This window comes from Streptomyces sp. NPDC111802 (genome assembly GCF_055634335.1).
In genome coordinates this window covers 1-17,793 of record NZ_JBVKCZ010000078.1, presented here as the reverse complement: position 1 = coordinate 17,793, position 17,793 = coordinate 1, and the positions used below count along the sequence as shown (strand labels likewise).

Below are 17,793 nucleotides of genomic sequence, written 5' to 3'. Positions count from 1 at the left end.
CCCCCTGGCACCCTCCGGGGGGACCGCCTCCACTGCCTGGCCCGACACATCGCCGAGCAGACCATCGCATCGGGCCGTGTTCCCGGTCTCAGCCGTTCACCACAGCCCTCGCACACCGTACTCTGGCCTGCCCGGCGTCCTCGGACACAGCTGGCCTAGGTGCCAACGCTACTCACCACCGGTTGGTCGCCTTCACGCACAGCGGCTGGGTGCCCTTGATGTAGCCAGCGCCCGTATCCCTCCAGAAGACCGCGCACCACAGGTCACCGTTCGCACCGTCCTGGTATCCGGACCAGTCATGCGTGCGGTCCTTCCATTCTCCGTCCAGGCTGTTCTTGATGGTGCCGCGCGGGCCGAACAGCTCCCAGTGGCCCATGCCGGTGCTGGTGGTGGCACGGACTTCCATTTTCTCGACGTCGGCGTCGGCCACGTTCTGGAAGGTCACACACAACTCGTGGGAAACGAAAAGCGTGGTCGACTGGCAGACTGTCCGGATGTCGGTGGCCTCGGTCGCGGAGGCGGAGGCGGTTCCCGCCAGGACGATTCCCGCAGCCATCGCGGCGGCCATGCGCTTCATAGTGTCGTTGTTCCTTTCGGAGAGGGGGACGGAGGATCCGGGCCGATGCGTGCCGGGCTCAGAAGTAGACCGGGGAGCAAGCCGTGTCCATATAGCCGCCCCCCTCGTAGAGCGTGGCGCAGACACGCGAGGCGTCGCGGGGCATGAGGACCGTGACCTCGAACGTGGCGACCTCGTCGCGCCGGTTGCCTCCCCACGAGCGGTCCCTGCTGAACATCTCCCTGTTCTGGGCGTCCAGGACCCGGACGTGGAGGCGTGGATTGCCCACGCCCGTGGCAGAGATGAAGTTCCCACTGATCGTGTTGAGATACCTGGGCGACTGGGCGTCCCATTTGACGCCCAGGACGCCCGTGCCCCCCTGAATCTGGGTGATGCCCGATCCAAAGGCGGCGGATGCAGGCGCGGCGGAGATCACGGTAGCCAGAGCGGCCCCCGCGCCCGCCAGGGCGAGACCGCGCAGGGGCAGCCGACCCCTCTCGTTCCGCCGCGTCTTCCGGTTCTTGTCTTTCTGCAAGGACATGCTGTGCCTTTCAGGCCGGGGCAGGAGAAAGCTCATCGGGAAATGCCGTGTTCTGGGCTTGGTTACAACGTATGAATGGTGGACGACCGCCGTCTATCCGTTCTCCGCCGAGTGTTCCGCGCGTATCGGATTGCCGGAACGGCCCGGGCCTGTCACGCTCCGGCGGATACACCCTCGGAATGGAAAACGGGTCTCGGGAATGCCAGGTCCCATTCCTGAAACGGCCCTGAGCACGCCTCAAACCAGCAGGCTCTAGCTGCATTGACCCGGTGCGTTGTTCACGCGGCTGATAGGTGGCTGGCCGCCGAGTGCGGTGTGGCAGCGGTGATGGTTGTAGGTGCGCAGGAAGTTGTCCAGTGCGGCGGTACCTTCGTCGTTGTTGGCGTAGGGCCGTAGGTAGGCCCATTCGTCGAGCAGGGTGCGATTGAAGCGTTCGACCTTGCCATTGGTCTGGGGCCGGCAGATGCGGGTGAGTTTGCCGGCTGCGCCGAGGTCGGCCAGCGCCTGCCGCCAGGCGAAGCTCTTGCGGTAGGGCCAGGCGTTGTCGGTCAGGACTCGTTCGAGCTGGCCGATGCCCGATGCGGCGAAGAAGGCGGCTGCCCGGCGCAGGAAGGTCGCGCAGGTGGCGGCCTTCTCGTCCGGGTGGCTCTCGCTGTAGGCGAAGCGGGTGTGGTCCTCGACGGCGGAGTGGATGTAGTCGAAGCCCACGCTGTTGCGCCGGGCGCGGCCGACCTGGCGGCCCAGGACCTTGTGACCGCCGCCGTCGGGGATGCGGCCGAGTTTCTTGACGTCGACATGGATCAGCTCGCCCGGCCGGTCACGTTCGTAGCGGCGGATGACCTGGCCGGTGGGCCGGTCCAGGAAGGCCAGTCGGTTCAGGCCGTGGCGGGTGAGGATGCGGTGCACGGTCGACGCGGGCAGACCGAGGATCGGTCCGAGACGTGCGGGTCCGAGCTTGCGGCTCTGGCGCAGTCGGCAGACGCGGGCTTCGGTTGCGGCAGTGGTTCGGTGCGGTGTCGTGCGTGGGCGGCTGTGCAGTCGATGAGCCCGCTTTCGCCCTCGGACCGCCGGCCCCGGATCCACCTGTGGGCCGTGGGACGGGAGATACCCATCTCCGCGGCGACATGCGCGACAGGACGGCCAGAGCGGACACGTTCGATCAGCAGCCGCCTGCCGTGAACGGTCAGCCGGGCATTACGGTGGGACACGAAGGCCTCCGTGCGGTGAAGATTCGACACCTCCACCACACACGGAGGCCTTCGCCATGATCAAGCCCGGCCAGCGTTAACAACGCTCGTGATCAATACACCTAGCGCCTTTCGGCGGTGCGGGACGGCACCTGCCCGTACGCCTCGCGGTAGTACGCGGCGAACCGGCCCAGGTGAGTGAAGCCCCAGCGCGCCGCGACCTCGGCGACCGTCCCGGACGCGGAACCCTCCGCGATGCGCAGCAGGTCCCGGTGCACCCGATCCAGCCGTACGCGCCGCAAGTGGGCCGCAGGGGTAGTCCCGAGGTCGGTCCGAAAGCGGTCCTGCAGGGTACGAGGGCTGACCCGCGCCGCCGCAGCCATGTCCGCTACCGACACCAGTTCACCCGCGTGTTCCTCGCAGTACGCCATGGCCCGTCGCACGGCACTCGATAGCGCCGGATGAGCGTGCGCGGGCAGGGCGGCGGAGTGGTCCTGCGGCTGGAGATCCACCAGGCTGTGCACAAGGACCTGTTCGAACTGCGCGAAGGTATGCGCGGTCCCCAGCCACGCGGCCACCACCGGGTCGCCGTCCGCGAGGGCGGGGGCGAAACGCAGGGCGGCGGCGGGCGGTTCGCCAGTCTGCGCGCTGACAGCGTTGTCCACCGCCGCCTCAGCGAAGGCGCACACGCGGCGCAGGTGTTCAAGCAGCGGCCCGAGCCAGCCGTCGACATCGGGGGCGTTCCAGTCCGCGACGGGGCCTTCGGGGAGGTAGGCGAAGTACCTGCGGGTGCCGGGGAACTGCCGCAGCAGCACCAGGGCCACACCCGTCAATTCGCCTGCCTCCGGATCCGGTCCCCAGCCGAGCAGTTGGGCGCGCCAGCCCTCCTTGACGTCGGCCCAGGACGGGAGTTGCAGAAAACCGGCACCCAGCGCCGCGCCGGCGGGGGTCGCGAGGAAGGCGCGGTAGGTCTCCGCGGTGATGGTCGGCAGGACCACGCCCCGGCCCCGTGCTTGGCACACGCGGCTGGGCGGCACGAGCAGCGCTGACACAGTCTGAGCCTCTCCTTCTCCCCGGGTCTGTCGCGGGGACACACAGGAGGCTCACAGCGGCCCATGACCGCTCCGTCCGGCGAATGTGACCGGACCATGACCGTTCCTCACCAGACGCCGTCACACAGCCCCATGGCGGCTGACCTGGCGTTTTGCAGCTCTACAGGTCGACTCACCCACCCTGTTCCTGTCCTTCCCGAAGGTCCTGCTGTCGCGTACCCGTGTACTCGCCCATGCCCGCGTCCGGGCCGCCGTCGTGGCCGCACTGCTGGCGCCGCCCCGGTTCGTGATCGCGTGAGGCCGAGTAGGCCGAGCGGAAGTTTCGGGTCGCGGGAGTTGGCCCGGAGTGTGACGACGACGTTCTGGGTGCCGGCTATGCGCAGGGCGCCGGTGGCAAGGTTGCGCCAGGTCGCCATGGTGCGGGGTGCACTGCCGGTCCGAAGCTGCGAGGCGTCCTCGGCGAAGGTGGTGTCCCGTACGTGGTGCAGGGCCTCGATCTGCCAGTGCGAGCGGATCATGTTGGCGAGTTGGGCGGGGGTGGCCTGCTCGTGGCGCGTGACGGCTGCGCGACGGGTGGTTGTCGAGCCAGGCCAAATCGCGTCAGTGAAGTGGTCGTTCCTGCGTTGCCAACGTTGAATCAACCCGCCGACCCGGCCGTCAACGCGCCCCCGTAGCCGGATCGCTCCGCTGTAGGACCGCACAAGCCTTGGCGACCTCCGACTCCGCGCAATCGCTTGCCTCCTGGGAGCGGTCCGCCGCTCTTCTACTCGCGGCCAGGAAGCCAACAAGTGCTGCCACGAAACCGGCGAGCACGGCACAGTAGTGGGCCGTGCGGGCGACCAGACGTGCCTGTCGCAGGTTCAAACGGGCGGCGGTCCGTCGCCCCTCCCGTCCTCGTCTGCCCGCCGAACCGGCCGCGTTCGCCGCGCCTGCGGCACAGAGTTCGGCGAGCACGGCGAGCGAGGATGCCAGGGGCACCAGACCGCCCAAGGCCAGACCAGCCGCCAGGGGGACCGAAATGACACGTTCCGATGTCGGATGCGTCGGCATGAACACGGTTGCCAGACCGTAGCCGGCCATGCCGAACAGCATGAAGGCGCCGAACGCGTTCCCGATCAGGGACTTGAGCGGACCCGTCCTGCCTTTCTCGCCCGACGGCTCCTCATTGACAGGCGCCCTTCCGGCACGGCCCGGGCCTCCGACCGATTCATCCTCCTCGATGCGCGCGGTCCGGTGGAAGGTTGGCCGGGACGAAGCATGGTGATGCACGTCCCCGATGACGTCACCCGCGATGAAGATTCCGGGACCGTGGTTGTGCTGATCCCCCATGGTCGATGGTTCAGGTGTCTCTGCCATGCGCCGCACCGTGGTTGATGGTGAGCCCGCCAGCGACACTGCCGTTGATGAAGGTGCCCGAGCCGTGGTTGTGTTGGTTGATCACTGTGGTCGGCCCGTCCCTTTCAACAAGCGCCCGCAGTTCCTCGAAGGTCGCGCGGTCCGCGCGTACGAGTCCTTCCAAGCCCAGCGCCCACCCAGCGGCAGCCCGGCGTGCCGCCTCGTCCCGCTCGGGCGCGGAACGCTCCATGACACTCGCACGATCCTGGTCGAGGCGCTCCAACTCGGCTGCGGTGTCCGGCTGGTCGCCGCGTCGCAGAAAGCGCCATATGATGTCCCGCGCCTTCGCGTAAGTGTCCTGTGATGCCTGGCTGAGAAGTGCCGCGAACACTGTCGTCACGGCGAAGGTCAGCTCGTCCACGTGTGTCTTCTCCCCCACTGGTCCCAGCACTGTATCCGCGCGCGCAGACGTCGGCAGCCGGAACGGTTCATCCCGGATCCCAGTGGCCGTTAGGGCGTCATTTTAATTCAACCCACCCACGACGAAAGGGCGTTGGCAAGCACCTGCCCGCCCTGTTGGACGGCGGTTCCGGCCACCAAAGCGGGAAGGGCTTGAGCGACCCCCCTCAAGGCGCCGGCCTGCGCCTGGGGGTCAGTCGCGGCCAGCGAGGTGTCGACGGAATCCGTCATGGCACGCAGCACTGCCGCGTTGGCGAGACTCGCCTCGTTCTGATCCACGTCGGTGCGGAAAGAGGCGAGGAGTCCACGTACGGTCTCGATGTCGACGGCGCCCTGCACGGAGGCGGACTGGTACACGTGGGAGATATTCTGCCCCACGACGTTCTGATTGGGGGCGTTGTTGTTGCCACCGATGCTGATGCCCGAACCCCGCCCTTGCTCCTCTTCGCGGCGGCCACGTCCGAAGATCATCACTTGCCTCCCTGGGTGCCGTTGCTTTGGCCCACGCCGCGGATGTCGCTCCCCGCGACGTTCTGGATAGGCGCGTTGTTGTCGCCGTAGACCTGAATGTTGGTGATGACCGCGGCGACTTGGCGCTCGTACGGGGCGGTGTCGACGCCCACTTCTTCGAGGTACTCGGAGACGGTCCGAAAGATGCAGGTCTGCATCAGCACGACGTGCCGCTTGGCATCGTCACTCTGGTGCATATCGGTGACTTCCTCGGTGGAGTATCGGTCCCGCAGGCTGACCGGGTCCTTTTCCTCGGCCCTGCCCTCCCCACGCTGTCCACCGAGCCCGAGCCGAGTCACGAACCGCCAGAGCGCTACTGGCCTCGCGACCGCGTCCAGTATCGATTGGGCCACGAGCCAGCCGAACAGACGGGGACCACGCTTGGCGACCGGAGCGCCGACGACCCGCAGTTCGTTGTACACGGGCGTGATCACCTGCGGCCGGACAGTCAGCCGCAGTTCCCCCGCTTCCAGCGCAGCGTGCACGAACACGCTGACCACCACCTGTCCGTCCCAGCTGACGCACTGCGCACGCAAGTACAGCCGGTCCGGCATGCTGGAGGGGGACCGGCGCCCCCGTCCCCGCAGGTCCGGCATTTCCAGCTTGGCCGCGCGAGTGCGCTGGAGCCATAGCGCTGCCGGCAGAGCCTGCACCTCTGTGACCGAGAACCCCGGCAGCGGATCGGTGATCTCCCGAGCCCCGCGCCCCAGCTCGCGGAGAGCAGCACCCATCCTCCGCAACAGTTCCCACTCGCCGAACGGCTTGACCGACTCCTCCGGGTCCATGGGCTTGAGCGGGATACCAATGTCTGCGGCACCCCATACGTCGCGCCCGGCTCCAACGAAACGCTCCGGATGGTCGTACGGCAGCTCCTGCCATGTCTGTTCCCGACCAATCTGTGCCATCCGACGCCCGCCCTTCGCAGCTGCCCAAGGCAACCGGCCGGACGCCACTCCTTCGCGGATGATCCCGCCAAGGGCAGCCCGGGCCACGAGCCGATCCGCGCCACAGACCAACGCGGCCCCAGCCAACAACGCAAAGGGCAACAGCAGCAGGCCGACCCGCAGACCGACAGCCTCACCGCCGACCGGCTGAAACGGAACCACCGCGAGCACCCACGGCACGCACAGCACCACGTACGCCGACCGAGGAGAGGTCGCCAGCCGCGACTTCTTCACCTTCCGCTGCGCACGCAGCGCAGCCCACCGCATCACCAAGGCCACCAGGAGGACCCCACCCCACACAGCCGCAGCCCGGGGTGCCGCATAGGTCACGCCCGCGGCGACGAGCAACAGGCCGACCCACCGGAGCCACCTTCGCCGCCGTGCACGCAGACTGTGCGCGACCACCGGCATGAGGTCGAACCCGTACGACGGCACGGGCACGGGCGGCCCGTGCAGGACATGATCCAAAACCCACTGCGCCATGGGCTCGCCCAGGGGCGGGCAGTCATCGCTGCCCTCCAGGTAGATACGCCTGCGCGTGCTGCGGCGGGGTCTGTCCGGCGCCTTGTCCTTGCCGCGGAGCCTTTGCCACCACGCCTTGGCAGACTTGACCCGGTCAGGCCGCGCGTAAACAGCCTGACAGAGCAACCCGGTCACCTCCGACGCGGTCGGATCCACCTCACCAGAGGCAGCAGGAGCGGGTTGAACCGGCACCGCCGGCCCCTGGACCACGTCCTCCGCCGCACGTGGCCGCACCCGCAGGCCCCACCCGAATCCCATCCCGCCCCCCGTTCGCCAGTACGGCGGGCATCTTCACGGCGAAATCCAGAAACCGCCAGATCGCAAACGCGACAATGCACGCAACTGACTTGGCGAGTAGGAGTTGACCGAATTCTGCCCCTCAGGCCACTCGGCCGCAGCTACGGGAAGCGGCCGCGTTTCTCGACCAGCCCCGTCTTGCGCTCCGAGGCGTCGCGTCCACGGGGTCAGTGCTGCGAGACTTCCCCCAGTCAGTCAGCGTGCTTACGCCAGCGTCTCCGTTGAGCCGGCCTCCCCTCCCCACTAGCCTCACGGCGCGCGCCATCTCTGGGGAGAATCTGGGGAGTACGAAGAGCGCTGGGGAGCGCCTGGGGAGAATCGACTGCGTTACCGGACAGGACGCTGAAGGATCCAGAAAGACGGATCAGCCCAGGTCAGCGGGAGTTTCGACAGCATCACCGCAGGTCAGGGCCTTCCGGTAGACAACATCAAGAAGATCTCGGCGTGGGCGGCGATTCTCTTTGCTCCGACACTCGTTGGCACTATTTACGGGATGAACTTCGAGCACATGCCGGAGTTGAGTTGGAGGTTCGGCTACCCCTTCGCGGTCGGCTTGATGGGGGTGGTCTGCGTCAGTCTGTACGTGATCTTCAAGCGGCGGGACTGGCTCTGAGCACCGAGCCAAGGGGGACCGGCACTCACGCACATCGCATGGCAGTGTGCGGGGCCCCTCCAGGTACGATCCCGCGGACCAGTCAGGTCAGTACACCACCGGCGAGGGGCGGGCGGCCTTGAGGGACCGAGTGACGAGCGCCGATGCCGCGAGTACGGCCGACGAGGCGGTCGAGGTCCGGCGGTTCTGGCGGCGGCTCGGGCTGCCGGGGCTCGTCGACGTGCACACCCACTTCATGCCCGAGCGTGTGCTGCGCAAGGTGTGGCACTACTTCGACTCGCTCGGCACGCTGACCGGCGGGCTGGAGTGGCCCATCACCTATCGCGCGGAGGAGGCCGAGCGGATAGCCGTGATCCGGGACCTCGGCGTCCGCGCCTTCACCTCGATGCTCTACCCGCACAAGGCGGGCATGGCCGAGTGGCTCAACGACTGGGCCGCCGACTTCGCGCACCGCACCCCGGACTGCCTGCACACCTCGACGCTCTTCCCGGAGGCGGGAGTCGAGGCCTACGTCGGCCGGGCGGTCGAGGCGGGTGCGCGGGTCTTCAAGGCGCATGTGCAGGTGGGGGCGTACGACCCGGCCGACGAACTCCTCGACTCCGCCTGGGGACTGCTGGCCGAGGCCGGGACACCGGTCGTGATCCACTGCGGCTCGGGACCCATGCCCGGCAAGCACACCGGACCCGAGCCGGTGGCGCGCGTGCTCGCCCGGCACCCCCGGTTGCGGCTGGTCATCGCACACATGGGGCTGCCCGAGTACGAGGACTTCCTCGACCTCGCCGAACGGTACGAGGAGGTGCGGCTCGACACGACGATGGCGTTCACGGACTTCAGCGAACGCCTCGCGCCGTTCCCGACGCGGGCACTGCCCCGGCTGGCCGGCCTCGGCGACCGCATCCTGCTCGGCAGCGACTTCCCCAACATCCCTTACCCCTACGTCCATCAGCTGGCTGCCCTGGAGCGCCTGGAGCTCGGGGACGACTGGCTGCGCGCCGTCTGCCATGACAACGGGGCACGGTTGTTCGCGTTGTGACGCGTGGCCGGCGATGGCGCGGGCCGGGGCCGGGGCCCTGGTCGGCGCGCTCGAGCACGCCGTGATCACGGCGTACGCCGCCGGAGTGGTCAGGGCGAAGTCCTGACCGATCACCTACTCCGCCTTTACAGGAGCTACGCTAACGTGGTGAACGAAACCGTTTCGTTCTGCTTGGCAGGCCGCCACCCGCCTCCACCAGGAAGAAGACAGGCATGGTCTCCGTACTCGTGGTGAACGACCAGTCTCTCCAGCGCCTCGCCCTGCGTATGCTCCTGGGCGCCGAGCCCGACATCGAGATCGCCGGGGAGGCGACGAGCGGCGCCGAGGCGGTCCGGATGAGCGCCGCGCTCCGTCCCGATGTCGTCCTGCTGGCAGGCCGCCCCTCTGGGGAGGACGGCGTCGACACCGTCCGGCGGATCGCCGGGCGCCGGCGTCTGCCGCGCCCCCTCGAACCCGCGGGCACGGACCCGCACACCTCCCGAGTCCTGGTGCTCATCCCCGCCGGTCACGAGGAGTGCGCGTACGCCGCGCTGCGCGCCGGCGCGGACGGATTCCTCCTGGAGGACGCCGCCCCCGACGAACTCGCCTCGGCCGTCCGAGTCGTGGCCGCCGGGAATGCCGTCGTCACCCCAGCCCTGACCCGCGCGCTCATCGACGCGGTCCGCGAACAGCGCACCGCACGGACCCGGCCGTACGATTCCGGGCTCGACACGCTCACCGGACGCGAGCGGGACGTCCTCGTCGCCGTCGCCTCCGGCTGGTCCAACGCCGAGATCGCCGAGCGGTTGTCCATCGCACCGACCACCGTCAAGACGCACGTCAGCAACATCCTCACCAAGATCGGCGCCCGCGCCCGCGTCCAGGCGGTGACCTTCGCCTACGAGACGGGGCTCGTCCGGCCTGCTGCCTGACGACGCGTCAGGGTGCGGGCGGCGGCGGCGCCGACCCGGTTGCTGACGATTCGTCACCAGTGATGCGTCGCGGGGCGGGTCGGCGTGCATGAGGGTTCAGGGAAGTCCGGGGAAGTCCGGGGAGTCGCTGCCAGGTGCCTGGACCCCACGGGTCGGCGCCGGGCCAACTGGCGTCCCGCGCTACACCATCCGGTGGCCTTTGACCGCCACAGTGTTATTCATATCACCCGATTTCCTATTCATTCCACTGTCCGGCTCTTGGTGCTGACCAGCCGTCACGAGGCCCTGAACCAAGTCGAGGAGAGTGGAAGATGACGACATCGCCAAGATGGCGATCTGTTCTGGCGCCGGCTGCCATGGCCGCCGCGCTCGCCGCAGCCGCCCTGGCGAGCGGGGGCACCGCCTACGCCGATGACCACAAGACCCCCCACACGCCGTACCCGCACAAGCCGGCCCACCCAGCGCACCCGGCGCACGCGCCGAAGCCCGAGTATCCGGCGAAGCCGGTGCATCCAGGGAAACCGGTACATCCGGGGAAACCGGTGTACCCGGTTCACCCGGGGAAGCCTGCGTATCCGGCGCACCCGGACAAGCCCGCGCACCCCGTGAAGCCGGCACACCCGGAGAAGCCGGCGTATCCGGTGAAGCCGGTCAAGCCCGAGTATCCGGCGCACCCGGCCAAGCCCGCGTACCCGATCAAGCCGGTCAAGCCCGACTACCCGGCGAAGCCCGTCAAGCCCGAGTATCCGGCCAAGCCCGCCTATCCGGCCAAGCCGGTCAAGCCTGACTACCCGGCCAAGCCCGCGTACCCGACCAAGCCCGTCAAGCCCGAGTATCCGGCCAAGCCCGCATACCCCGCCAAGCCCGCCTACCCGGCGAAGCCCGTCAAGCCTGACTACCCGGCCAAGCCCGCCTACCCCGCGAAGCCCGTCAAGCCTGACTACCCGAGCAAGCCCGCATACCCCGCCAAGCCCGCCTACCCGGCGAAGCCCGTCAAGCCCGACTACCCCGCGAAGCCCGCCTACCCCGCCAAGCCGGTCAAGCCCGACTACCCGGCCAAGCCCGCATACCCCGCCAAGCCCGTCAAGCCTGACTACCCGAGCAAGCCCGCATACCCCGCCAAGCCCGCCTACCCGGCGAAGCCCGTCAAGCCTGACTACCCGGCGAAGCCCGTCAAGCCCGCCTATCCCGCGAAGCCCGCCTACCCGGCCAAGCCGGTGAAGCCCGACTACCCGGCCAAGCCCGTCAAGCCTGACTACCCGGCCAAGCCCGCATACCCCGCCAAGCCCATCAAGCCCGACTACCCCTCCAAGCCCGCGCATCCGGTGAAGCCCGACTACCCGTCAAAGCCCTCCCACCCGGAGAAGCCTGACTACCCGTCCAAGCCGGTCCACCCGGTCAAGCCCGACCACCCGAGCAAGCCCTCCCACACCAAGCACCAGAAGAAGGAGTGGTGACCAGGAGCGCCTGATCCTCACTGGTGCAGCCCAGGTGATGCCGGGCCCGGACGATCCGGGCCCGGCATCACCGCTGTCGGGGTGCGGACGGAGTCGGCGGGCCGGCGCAGCTCGATCGCCCGGTGGAGCGCGTCCCGGCAGGCGAGGATCGGGGGTGGTGGCCACGGCCCCGGCGTACGACCATGAAGGCGCGGCGGGCGCGTTGGCCGCGAGGGAGTTGGTGGAGGGCGACGGTCGGGGGGGTGCCCGTTCCGGACGAGGTCGGGGAGGAAGGCCGCGGCCAGCCCCCGTTCGACGAGGCGGAGGTGGAGCAGCAGGTCGTGGTCTCGAACCGTACGTCCGGTTCGAAGCCGGCGTGGCGGCACAGGGCATGGCCCAGTGCCGGGCGGCCGTGCCCTCGGGTTCCCTCACCCAGGGGTGGTCGGCGAGCGAGGGCGAGGACCAGATCGAAGTCGCGTGCCTGTAGGGCGGGAAGGGCCTTCTCCGGTTCCGCCTGTGTGACGTGGACGCGCAGATGTGGGTGCGGCTCGCGCAGCGACCCGAGCGCGGGCGTATGGAAGGAGGCGATGCGCAGAGTGCCGGTCAGGCCCGCCCTCGCGGGGAACGCCTGGCGGACCGGCCTGCGGTTCGGCCTCGCGATCGCGACCGTGGCGCTCGGTCTGGGCGAGGCGGAGGACGCGGTGGCCATGGGCGTCGCCCCGGTCTCCGGCGAAATGCCCGATCGGCTGAGCGCGGGGGTCGAGGAGGGGGAGGGGGAAACGTCGCCTCTACGGGATCTCCTGTTCGGCCCAGATGATCTTCCCGCCGGCGGTGTAGCGGGCGCCCCAGCGATGGGCGAGCTGGGCCACCAGGAACAGACCGCGGCCGCCCTCGTCCGTGCTCCGGGCGTGGCGCAGACGCGGGGCGGTGCTGCTGGCGTCGGCGACCTCGCAGGTCAGGCGGGAGTCGCGGAGCAGTCGTAGGCGGATGGGGGGCTCGGCGTAACGGATGGCGTTGGTGACCAGCTCGCTCACGATCAGTTCGGTCGTCATGGCCAGTTCGCCGAAGCCCCACGCCTCCACCTGGCGGGTCGCCCGGGCCCGGACGTCGGCGACGGCGGCCGGGTCCACGGGCACCTCCCACGAGACGACGTGCTCGGCACCCAGGGCGTGGGTGCGGGCCAGGAGCAGGGCGATGTCGTCGGGCTGCGGTGTGGGCACCAGCTGCCGCACCACCGACGAGCACAAGGTGTCGAGGTCGAGGTCCCGCCGCGACAGCAACTCGCCCAGACGGGCCATGCCGTGCTCCATGTCCCGGTCGGCGGCCTCCACCAGGCCGTCGGTGTAGAGGCCGAGCAGACTGTTCTCGGCGAGTTCGATCTCGGTGGACTCGAACGCGATTCCGCCGAGGCCGAGCGGCGGCCCGGGCGGCGGTTCGGGGAAGGAGACCTGCCCGTCGGGCGTGACGACGACCGGGGGCGGGTGTCCGGCGCGGGCCATCGTGCAGCTCCGGGTGACCGGGTCGTAGACGGCGTACAGACAGGTCGCGCCGAGGAATCCCGCCGTGCCGCGCTGGGCCGCGTCGCCCCCGTCGCCGTCCCGCTCCTCGCTGAGCCGGAGCACGAGGTCGTCGAGGTGGGCCAGCAGTTCGTCGGGCGGCATCTCCATGTCGGCCAGGGTCTGTACGGCGGTGCGCAGCCGGCCCATGGTCGCCGCCGCGGTGATGCCGTGGCCGACCACGTCGCCGACGACGAGGCCGACCCGGGCGCCGGAGAGCGGGATCACGTCGAACCAGTCGCCGCCCACGCCGCCGGTCGGGTCCGCCGGCCGGTAGGAGGAGGCCACCTCCAGTGCCGTACCGCCGGTCAGGGCCTGCGGCAGCAGACTGCGCTGGAGGGTGACCGCCGCGGTGTGTTCCCGGGTGTAGCGGCGGGCGTTGTCGACGCAGAGGGCCGCGCGGGCCACCAGTTCCTGGGCGACGAGGACGTCGTCGGGCTGGAACGAGACGGGATTGAGCGAGCGGATGAACGTGGCGAGGCCGAGCGCGGCGTTGCGTGCGCGCATCGGCACGGAGATCAGGGAGTGCAGGCCGAACTCGCGGATGCTGGCCGCCCGCGCGGGCTGTTCGCTGACCCACACCTCGTCGGACGGGTCGAGGACCGGGATGAGGATCGGTTCGCCGCCGATGAGCAGTTGCGCGTCGTGCGGGGGCGGCACGAAGTCGACCCGTTCCCCGACCCGCGCCACGGCCTCCGGGGAGCCTTCGCGCACCGAACTCAGGCCGGCCCTGCGCATCACCGGCTTGGCGGGGGCCGGGCCCGCGTCGGTCAGCCACGCGCCGTGCCCCTCGGTGCTGAGCACGGGCTCCAGCAGGTCCACGAAGACGAAGTCGGCGAAGCGGGGCACGGCGAAGTCGGCCAGCTCCTGGGCCGTCCACAGCACGTCCAGCGTGGTGCCGATGCGGGTCCCGGCCTCGTTGACCAGCGACAGCAGCTGGCGGGCGTTCCAGCGTTCGGTGACGTCCGAGACCATGTAGCAGACCCCGGTGATCGCGTTGTCGACGTCCACCAGCGGGAAGAACGACGTGGAGTAGGCGTGCTGGCGGTGCGGGTCGGCCCAGCTCCAGCCCACGTACTCGTAGTCCGTGACGGGGACGCCGGTGTCCAGGACCTTGCGCATCAGGCCCTCGATGGTGTCCGCCTGGAGCCCGGGCAGCAGTTCGCTCAGCCGGCGGCCGAGACGCTGCTCGCGGGGGACGCCGCCGAAGCGTTCCAGGGTGTCGTTGAGCCAGACGTAGCGCAGCTCGGTGTCCATCACGGCCATGCCGACCGGGGAGCGGGTCAGGAAGCCGTCGAGGACGGACTGGCCCACCGTCCACTGCTGCCGCTGCTCGCGCGCGGAGACCAGGAAGCACTCGTCGGCGCCGATGCGGAAGGACGCGGAGACGCGTAGGTCCACGTCGATACGGCGGCCGTCGCGGTGCCGCAGCGGGATGTGCCCGCTCCATCCCATGCCGGCCCGGCAGCGCTCGGCGACACCGACCGCGCGGGCCGGGTCACCGGGCATCGCCAGCAGACGTGCGGCGGAGGCGCCGACGGTCTCCGACGCCGGGAGGTCGAGGAGTTCCTCCGCGGCCCGGGTCCAGCCGAGCACAACGCCGCGTCCGGACAACACCGCCGCCGCGTCGGTGGACGCGTCGAAGAGCGCGCGCGGTCCTGCGTGCGTGGGCGCGTCGGGCCATTCTCGCGGAGCATCCATGGGTCCTCACGCAGCGTCCCTGGGGGTCCGTCCCGTCCTCTACACGACCATGTTCCTGCTAGTCCGCCGGTTGCGCACGGGCCGAGGGCTTGCGGGGGCGCGCCGCGACGCCGGCTACCGCCCATGGGCCGAGGGGTCGCGGTTCCGTCGCAGCCCCGATCGGCACGGGCCTGCGGCCTGCTGCCCGCGGTCCCGGTCCCGGTCCCGGTGGCGAGACGGGAGGCCCGCGGGCCGAGGGGACACGGCCCCGCCGCAAGGCCCGATACGCACAGCCCCGCGGCCCGCGGCCAGCGGTCCCGACAGCGAGGCAGGAAGCCCACGGGCCAACGGGCCACAGCCCCCGCCGCAAAGCCCGATACGCACAGCCCCTCGGCCCGCGGGCCGAGGGCCTGCGGCCCCTGACGCAAGGCCGGATGCGCACGTCCCCCCTCGCGGGCCCGACGCTCACGGGCCGACGGCCCCCGAGTGTCCCGGCGCAGGGCTGCTCCGGGGGTTGCCTGCCACTCCCGGAGAATGGCTGCTCCGGGAGTCGCAGGCGCTGGCCAGGGCGCAGCGGTCGAGGGAGGCCCTGTCCGTTCCGCTCCAGCAGGCCATCGCGGAAATCGTCGAGGACCTCACCGGGCAGCGGATCGCGCGGGTGACCGTCGACGGGTGCGGTGCGCCGCTGTTCTCCGTCTCGCTGCACGGCCCGGCCCGTGCGGCGGCTCGTATCAACCGATGCGCACAGACCCCGACGGCCCCGCATCCGATCCCACACAGCTCGACCACGGCCGACCCCAGCCGAGTGCAGGGCCGGAAACAGGTCGGTCCGCAGACCCACGCCCCCCCCCGCCCCCCAACACGCACCCACCCACTCACCCCTCCCCACCCCCGAACTGGCCAATGCAACACACCCGGGAGGAGCATGGAGGTGCCGGTCGGCGTTGGCGTGGTACCCGGCTGGGGTTGCGGCCGGTGAGGTGCCGCCGGTGGAGGAGCTGGGATGACAGCCGAATCCTTGAAATCCGACGGGAGCGGGTACGGCACGGAGCCGACCCGGCCGACCGGTCTGCTCGATGTGCTGAGCGTGGCCGCGGTGGTCGTCGACGCCGCCGGGCGCGTGGTGTTCTGGACCCCGCAGGCCGAGGAATTGTTCGGATACACGGCCGAGGAGGCTCTCGGTACGCCGGCGGCGCGGCTGTTCATCCACCCCGAGCATCTGCCGGCCGTGGTGCAACTGTTCACGGAGGTGCTGGAGACCGGCCGCAGCTGGGCCGGCACCTTCCCGGTGCGGCACAAGGACGGCAGCACCCGGCTGACGGAGTTCCGCAACATGCGGCTGCTGGACGATCTCGGGGACGTCTACGCCCTGGGCATCGCGGCCGACCACTCCCTGCTCCAGCGCGTCGAGACCGACCTGGCGCTGTGCGAACGGCTGATCAACCAGTCCCCGATCGGTCTCGCCCTCGTCGACCCCGACATGCGCTTTCTGCTGGTCAACCCAGCACTGGAGCGCGTCGACGGCACCCCGGCGGAAGAGCACGTGGGACGCCGACTGCGCGAGACCCTGCCGATGCCGGACATCGACACGATCGAGTCCTGTGTGCGCCAGGTGCTCACCACCGGCACCCCGCTGCTCGACCAGTACCACGTGGGCCGCCCGCCGGCCGACCCCGACCACGAACACGCCTGGTCGTTGTCGTTCTACCGGCTGGAGGACCCGGGCGGACGGACCCTGGGCGCGGCCATCTCCTTCGTCGACGTCACCGAACGGCACCGCGCGGCCGCCGAGGCCGACCGGGCCCGCCGGCGCCTGGCGCTGATCGCCGACGCCTCCACCCGTGTCGGCACCACGCTGGAGGTGGAGCGCACCGCGCACGAGCTGGCGGACGTCGCCACGCCCGACCTGGCCGACGTGGTGGCCGTGGACATCCTGGACTCCGCCCTGGCCTGCAGGCGTATGCGGCAGCCGGACAACGGCCCGGAGCTGTTCCGCGCACTCGCGCTCAAGGCGGCGTATCCGAGCGCGGCCCTGCGCGCCGCCGACCCGCCGGGTGACCTCGCCGCGTACGACGGGGACCGGCTGGTCACGCTGTGCGTCCACACGGGCCGGCCGGTCCTCGTGCGACACGTCGGCGAGGAAGATCTGCGGCGCATCGCGCGGGACGACGAGGCCACCTCCCTGCTGGCGCGCGCGGGCGTCCACTCGTATCTGGCCGTGCCGTTGATCGCGCACGGCGAGATCCTGGGCGCCCTCGACCTCAAGCGGACGCGCAACCCGCTGCCGTTCGACGAGGACGACGTGGTCCTCGCCAGTGAGCTGGCCAGCCGGGCCGCCGTGGCCATCGACAACGCCCGCTGGTTCCAGAGCGTGCGCAACACCGCGCTGACCCTGCAGCGCAGTCTGCTGCCCGACCACCCGCCGCACCACACCGGCCTGGAACTCGCCTCCCGCTACCAGCCGGCCCAGGCCACCAGCGAGGTCGGCGGCGACTGGTACGACGTCATCCCGCTGGAGGGCGACAGGACCACGCTGGTCGTCGGCGATGTCATGGGCAACGGCATCGACGCCGCCGCCACCATGGGCCGGCTGCGCACCGCCACCGTCGCCTACGCGGACCTCGACCTCGACCCCGGCTCCGTGCTCCAGCACCTGGACAAGATCACCTGCGATCTGGAGCACTACATCGTCACCTGCCTGTACGCGGTGTACGACCCCCACACCCAGCAGTGCCACATCGCCAACGCCGGCCATATGCCGCCCGCGCTGGCCCGCCCCGGCCAGCCACCGCAACTGCTGGATCTGCCCGCGGGCGCCCCGCTCGGCGTCGGCGGCATCCCCTTCGAGGCCACCACGGTCGACCTGGGCCCCGGCGATCTGCTGGTCCTCTACACCGACGGTCTCGTCGAGACGCGGCAACACTCCATCGACGACCGTCTGAACGTCCTTCTCAGCTTCCTCGACGAACCCCGCAGACCCCTGGAGGAGACCTGCGACCTGCTCCTTTACGGACTGCGCCATCCCGACGACCATGACGACGTCGCGCTCCTCGTGGCCCGGGTGCTCTAGTAGTACTTTGTTACGTTGAGTGATCTCGGCTGATCGTGGGCAGCTTCCCGGAGTGAGGTTGGGGGAAGTGGACCGGCTCCGGGGCGAGTTG

The 17,793-nt window shown here is 70.1% G+C and carries 12 protein-coding genes and 4 pseudogenes; 6 read left to right on the top strand and 10 right to left on the bottom strand.

The window, feature by feature from the left end; all coding sequences use genetic code 11:
• Positions 1 to 172: 172 nt before the first annotated feature.
• From ACZ7NC_RS41890 to ACZ7NC_RS41855, 8 genes and pseudogenes are all read right to left on the bottom strand, one after another.
• Positions 173 to 577: a hypothetical protein gene (locus tag ACZ7NC_RS41890; RefSeq protein WP_471496984.1), complete on the bottom strand. Its 405-nt coding sequence runs from the start codon at positions 575 to 577 to the stop codon at positions 173 to 175.
• A gap of 58 nt (positions 578 to 635) precedes the next feature.
• Positions 636 to 1,091 (bottom strand): hypothetical protein, encoded by a 456-nt coding sequence (locus ACZ7NC_RS41885; RefSeq protein WP_471496982.1) that lies wholly within the window; start codon positions 1,089 to 1,091, stop codon positions 636 to 638.
• 258 nt (positions 1,092 to 1,349) lie between these two features.
• Positions 1,350 to 2,305, bottom strand: a pseudogene (locus ACZ7NC_RS41880) (IS481 family transposase).
• Positions 2,306 to 2,406: 101 nt separating this feature from the next.
• Positions 2,407 to 3,336, bottom strand: a complete 930-nt coding sequence (locus tag ACZ7NC_RS41875; RefSeq protein WP_471496980.1) for a helix-turn-helix transcriptional regulator — start codon at positions 3,334 to 3,336, stop codon at positions 2,407 to 2,409.
• A gap of 657 nt (positions 3,337 to 3,993) precedes the next feature.
• Positions 3,994 to 4,692 (bottom strand): hypothetical protein, encoded by a 699-nt coding sequence (locus ACZ7NC_RS41870; RefSeq protein WP_471496978.1) that lies wholly within the window; start codon positions 4,690 to 4,692, stop codon positions 3,994 to 3,996.
• Complete coding sequence (locus ACZ7NC_RS41865; protein ID WP_471496976.1) at positions 4,676 to 5,092, bottom strand: hypothetical protein; 417 nt, start codon at positions 5,090 to 5,092, stop codon at positions 4,676 to 4,678. Before ACZ7NC_RS41865 ends, ACZ7NC_RS41870 begins: the two co-directional genes overlap by 17 nt.
• Positions 5,093 to 5,199: 107 nt before the next feature.
• Positions 5,200 to 5,601 (bottom strand): hypothetical protein, encoded by a 402-nt coding sequence (locus tag ACZ7NC_RS41860; protein WP_471496974.1) that lies wholly within the window; start codon positions 5,599 to 5,601, stop codon positions 5,200 to 5,202.
• A complete protein-coding gene (locus ACZ7NC_RS41855) occupies positions 5,601 to 7,364 on the bottom strand; it encodes a hypothetical protein (RefSeq protein WP_471496972.1) in 1,764 nt (587 codons plus the stop codon). Before ACZ7NC_RS41855 ends, ACZ7NC_RS41860 begins: the two co-directional genes overlap by 1 nt.
• Positions 7,365 to 7,824: 460 nt before the next feature.
• On the opposite strand from ACZ7NC_RS41855, the pseudogene ACZ7NC_RS41850 reads away from it, so the two are divergent.
• From ACZ7NC_RS41850 to ACZ7NC_RS41835, 4 genes and pseudogenes are all read left to right on the top strand, one after another.
• Positions 7,825 to 8,016 (top strand): annotated as a pseudogene (locus ACZ7NC_RS41850) (CorA family divalent cation transporter); the annotation flags it as partial.
• A 130-nt stretch (positions 8,017 to 8,146) separates the two neighbouring features.
• Positions 8,147 to 9,049, top strand: coding sequence for an amidohydrolase family protein (locus tag ACZ7NC_RS41845; RefSeq protein WP_471496970.1), 903 nt, complete (start codon positions 8,147 to 8,149; stop codon positions 9,047 to 9,049).
• Between the two features lie 212 nt (positions 9,050 to 9,261).
• Positions 9,262 to 9,960, top strand: a complete 699-nt coding sequence (locus tag ACZ7NC_RS41840) for a LuxR C-terminal-related transcriptional regulator (protein WP_471496968.1) — start codon at positions 9,262 to 9,264, stop codon at positions 9,958 to 9,960.
• A gap of 311 nt (positions 9,961 to 10,271) precedes the next feature.
• The gene (locus ACZ7NC_RS41835; RefSeq protein WP_471496966.1) at positions 10,272 to 11,417 is read left to right on the top strand and encodes a hypothetical protein; all 1,146 of its coding nucleotides are present in this window, start codon (positions 10,272 to 10,274) and stop codon (positions 11,415 to 11,417) included.
• A gap of 17 nt (positions 11,418 to 11,434) precedes the next feature.
• Here ACZ7NC_RS41835 and ACZ7NC_RS41830 read toward each other — a convergent pair.
• Both ACZ7NC_RS41830 and ACZ7NC_RS41825 read right to left on the bottom strand, forming a co-directional pair.
• Positions 11,435 to 12,003, bottom strand: a pseudogene (locus ACZ7NC_RS41830) (LysR substrate-binding domain-containing protein); the annotation flags it as partial.
• Between the two features lie 181 nt (positions 12,004 to 12,184).
• Entirely contained in the window at positions 12,185 to 14,653 is a 2,469-nt protein-coding gene (locus ACZ7NC_RS41825; RefSeq protein ID WP_471496963.1) for a SpoIIE family protein phosphatase, read from the bottom strand.
• Positions 14,654 to 15,230: 577 nt separating this feature from the next.
• Between ACZ7NC_RS41825 and ACZ7NC_RS41820 the strand changes: the two are divergent.
• Positions 15,231 to 15,392: pseudogene (locus tag ACZ7NC_RS41820) on the top strand (asparaginase); the annotation flags it as partial.
• A 243-nt stretch (positions 15,393 to 15,635) separates the two neighbouring features.
• The gene (locus ACZ7NC_RS41815; protein WP_471496961.1) at positions 15,636 to 17,702 is read left to right on the top strand and encodes a SpoIIE family protein phosphatase; all 2,067 of its coding nucleotides are present in this window, start codon (positions 15,636 to 15,638) and stop codon (positions 17,700 to 17,702) included.
• The last annotated feature ends 91 nt before the right edge of the window (positions 17,703 to 17,793 follow it).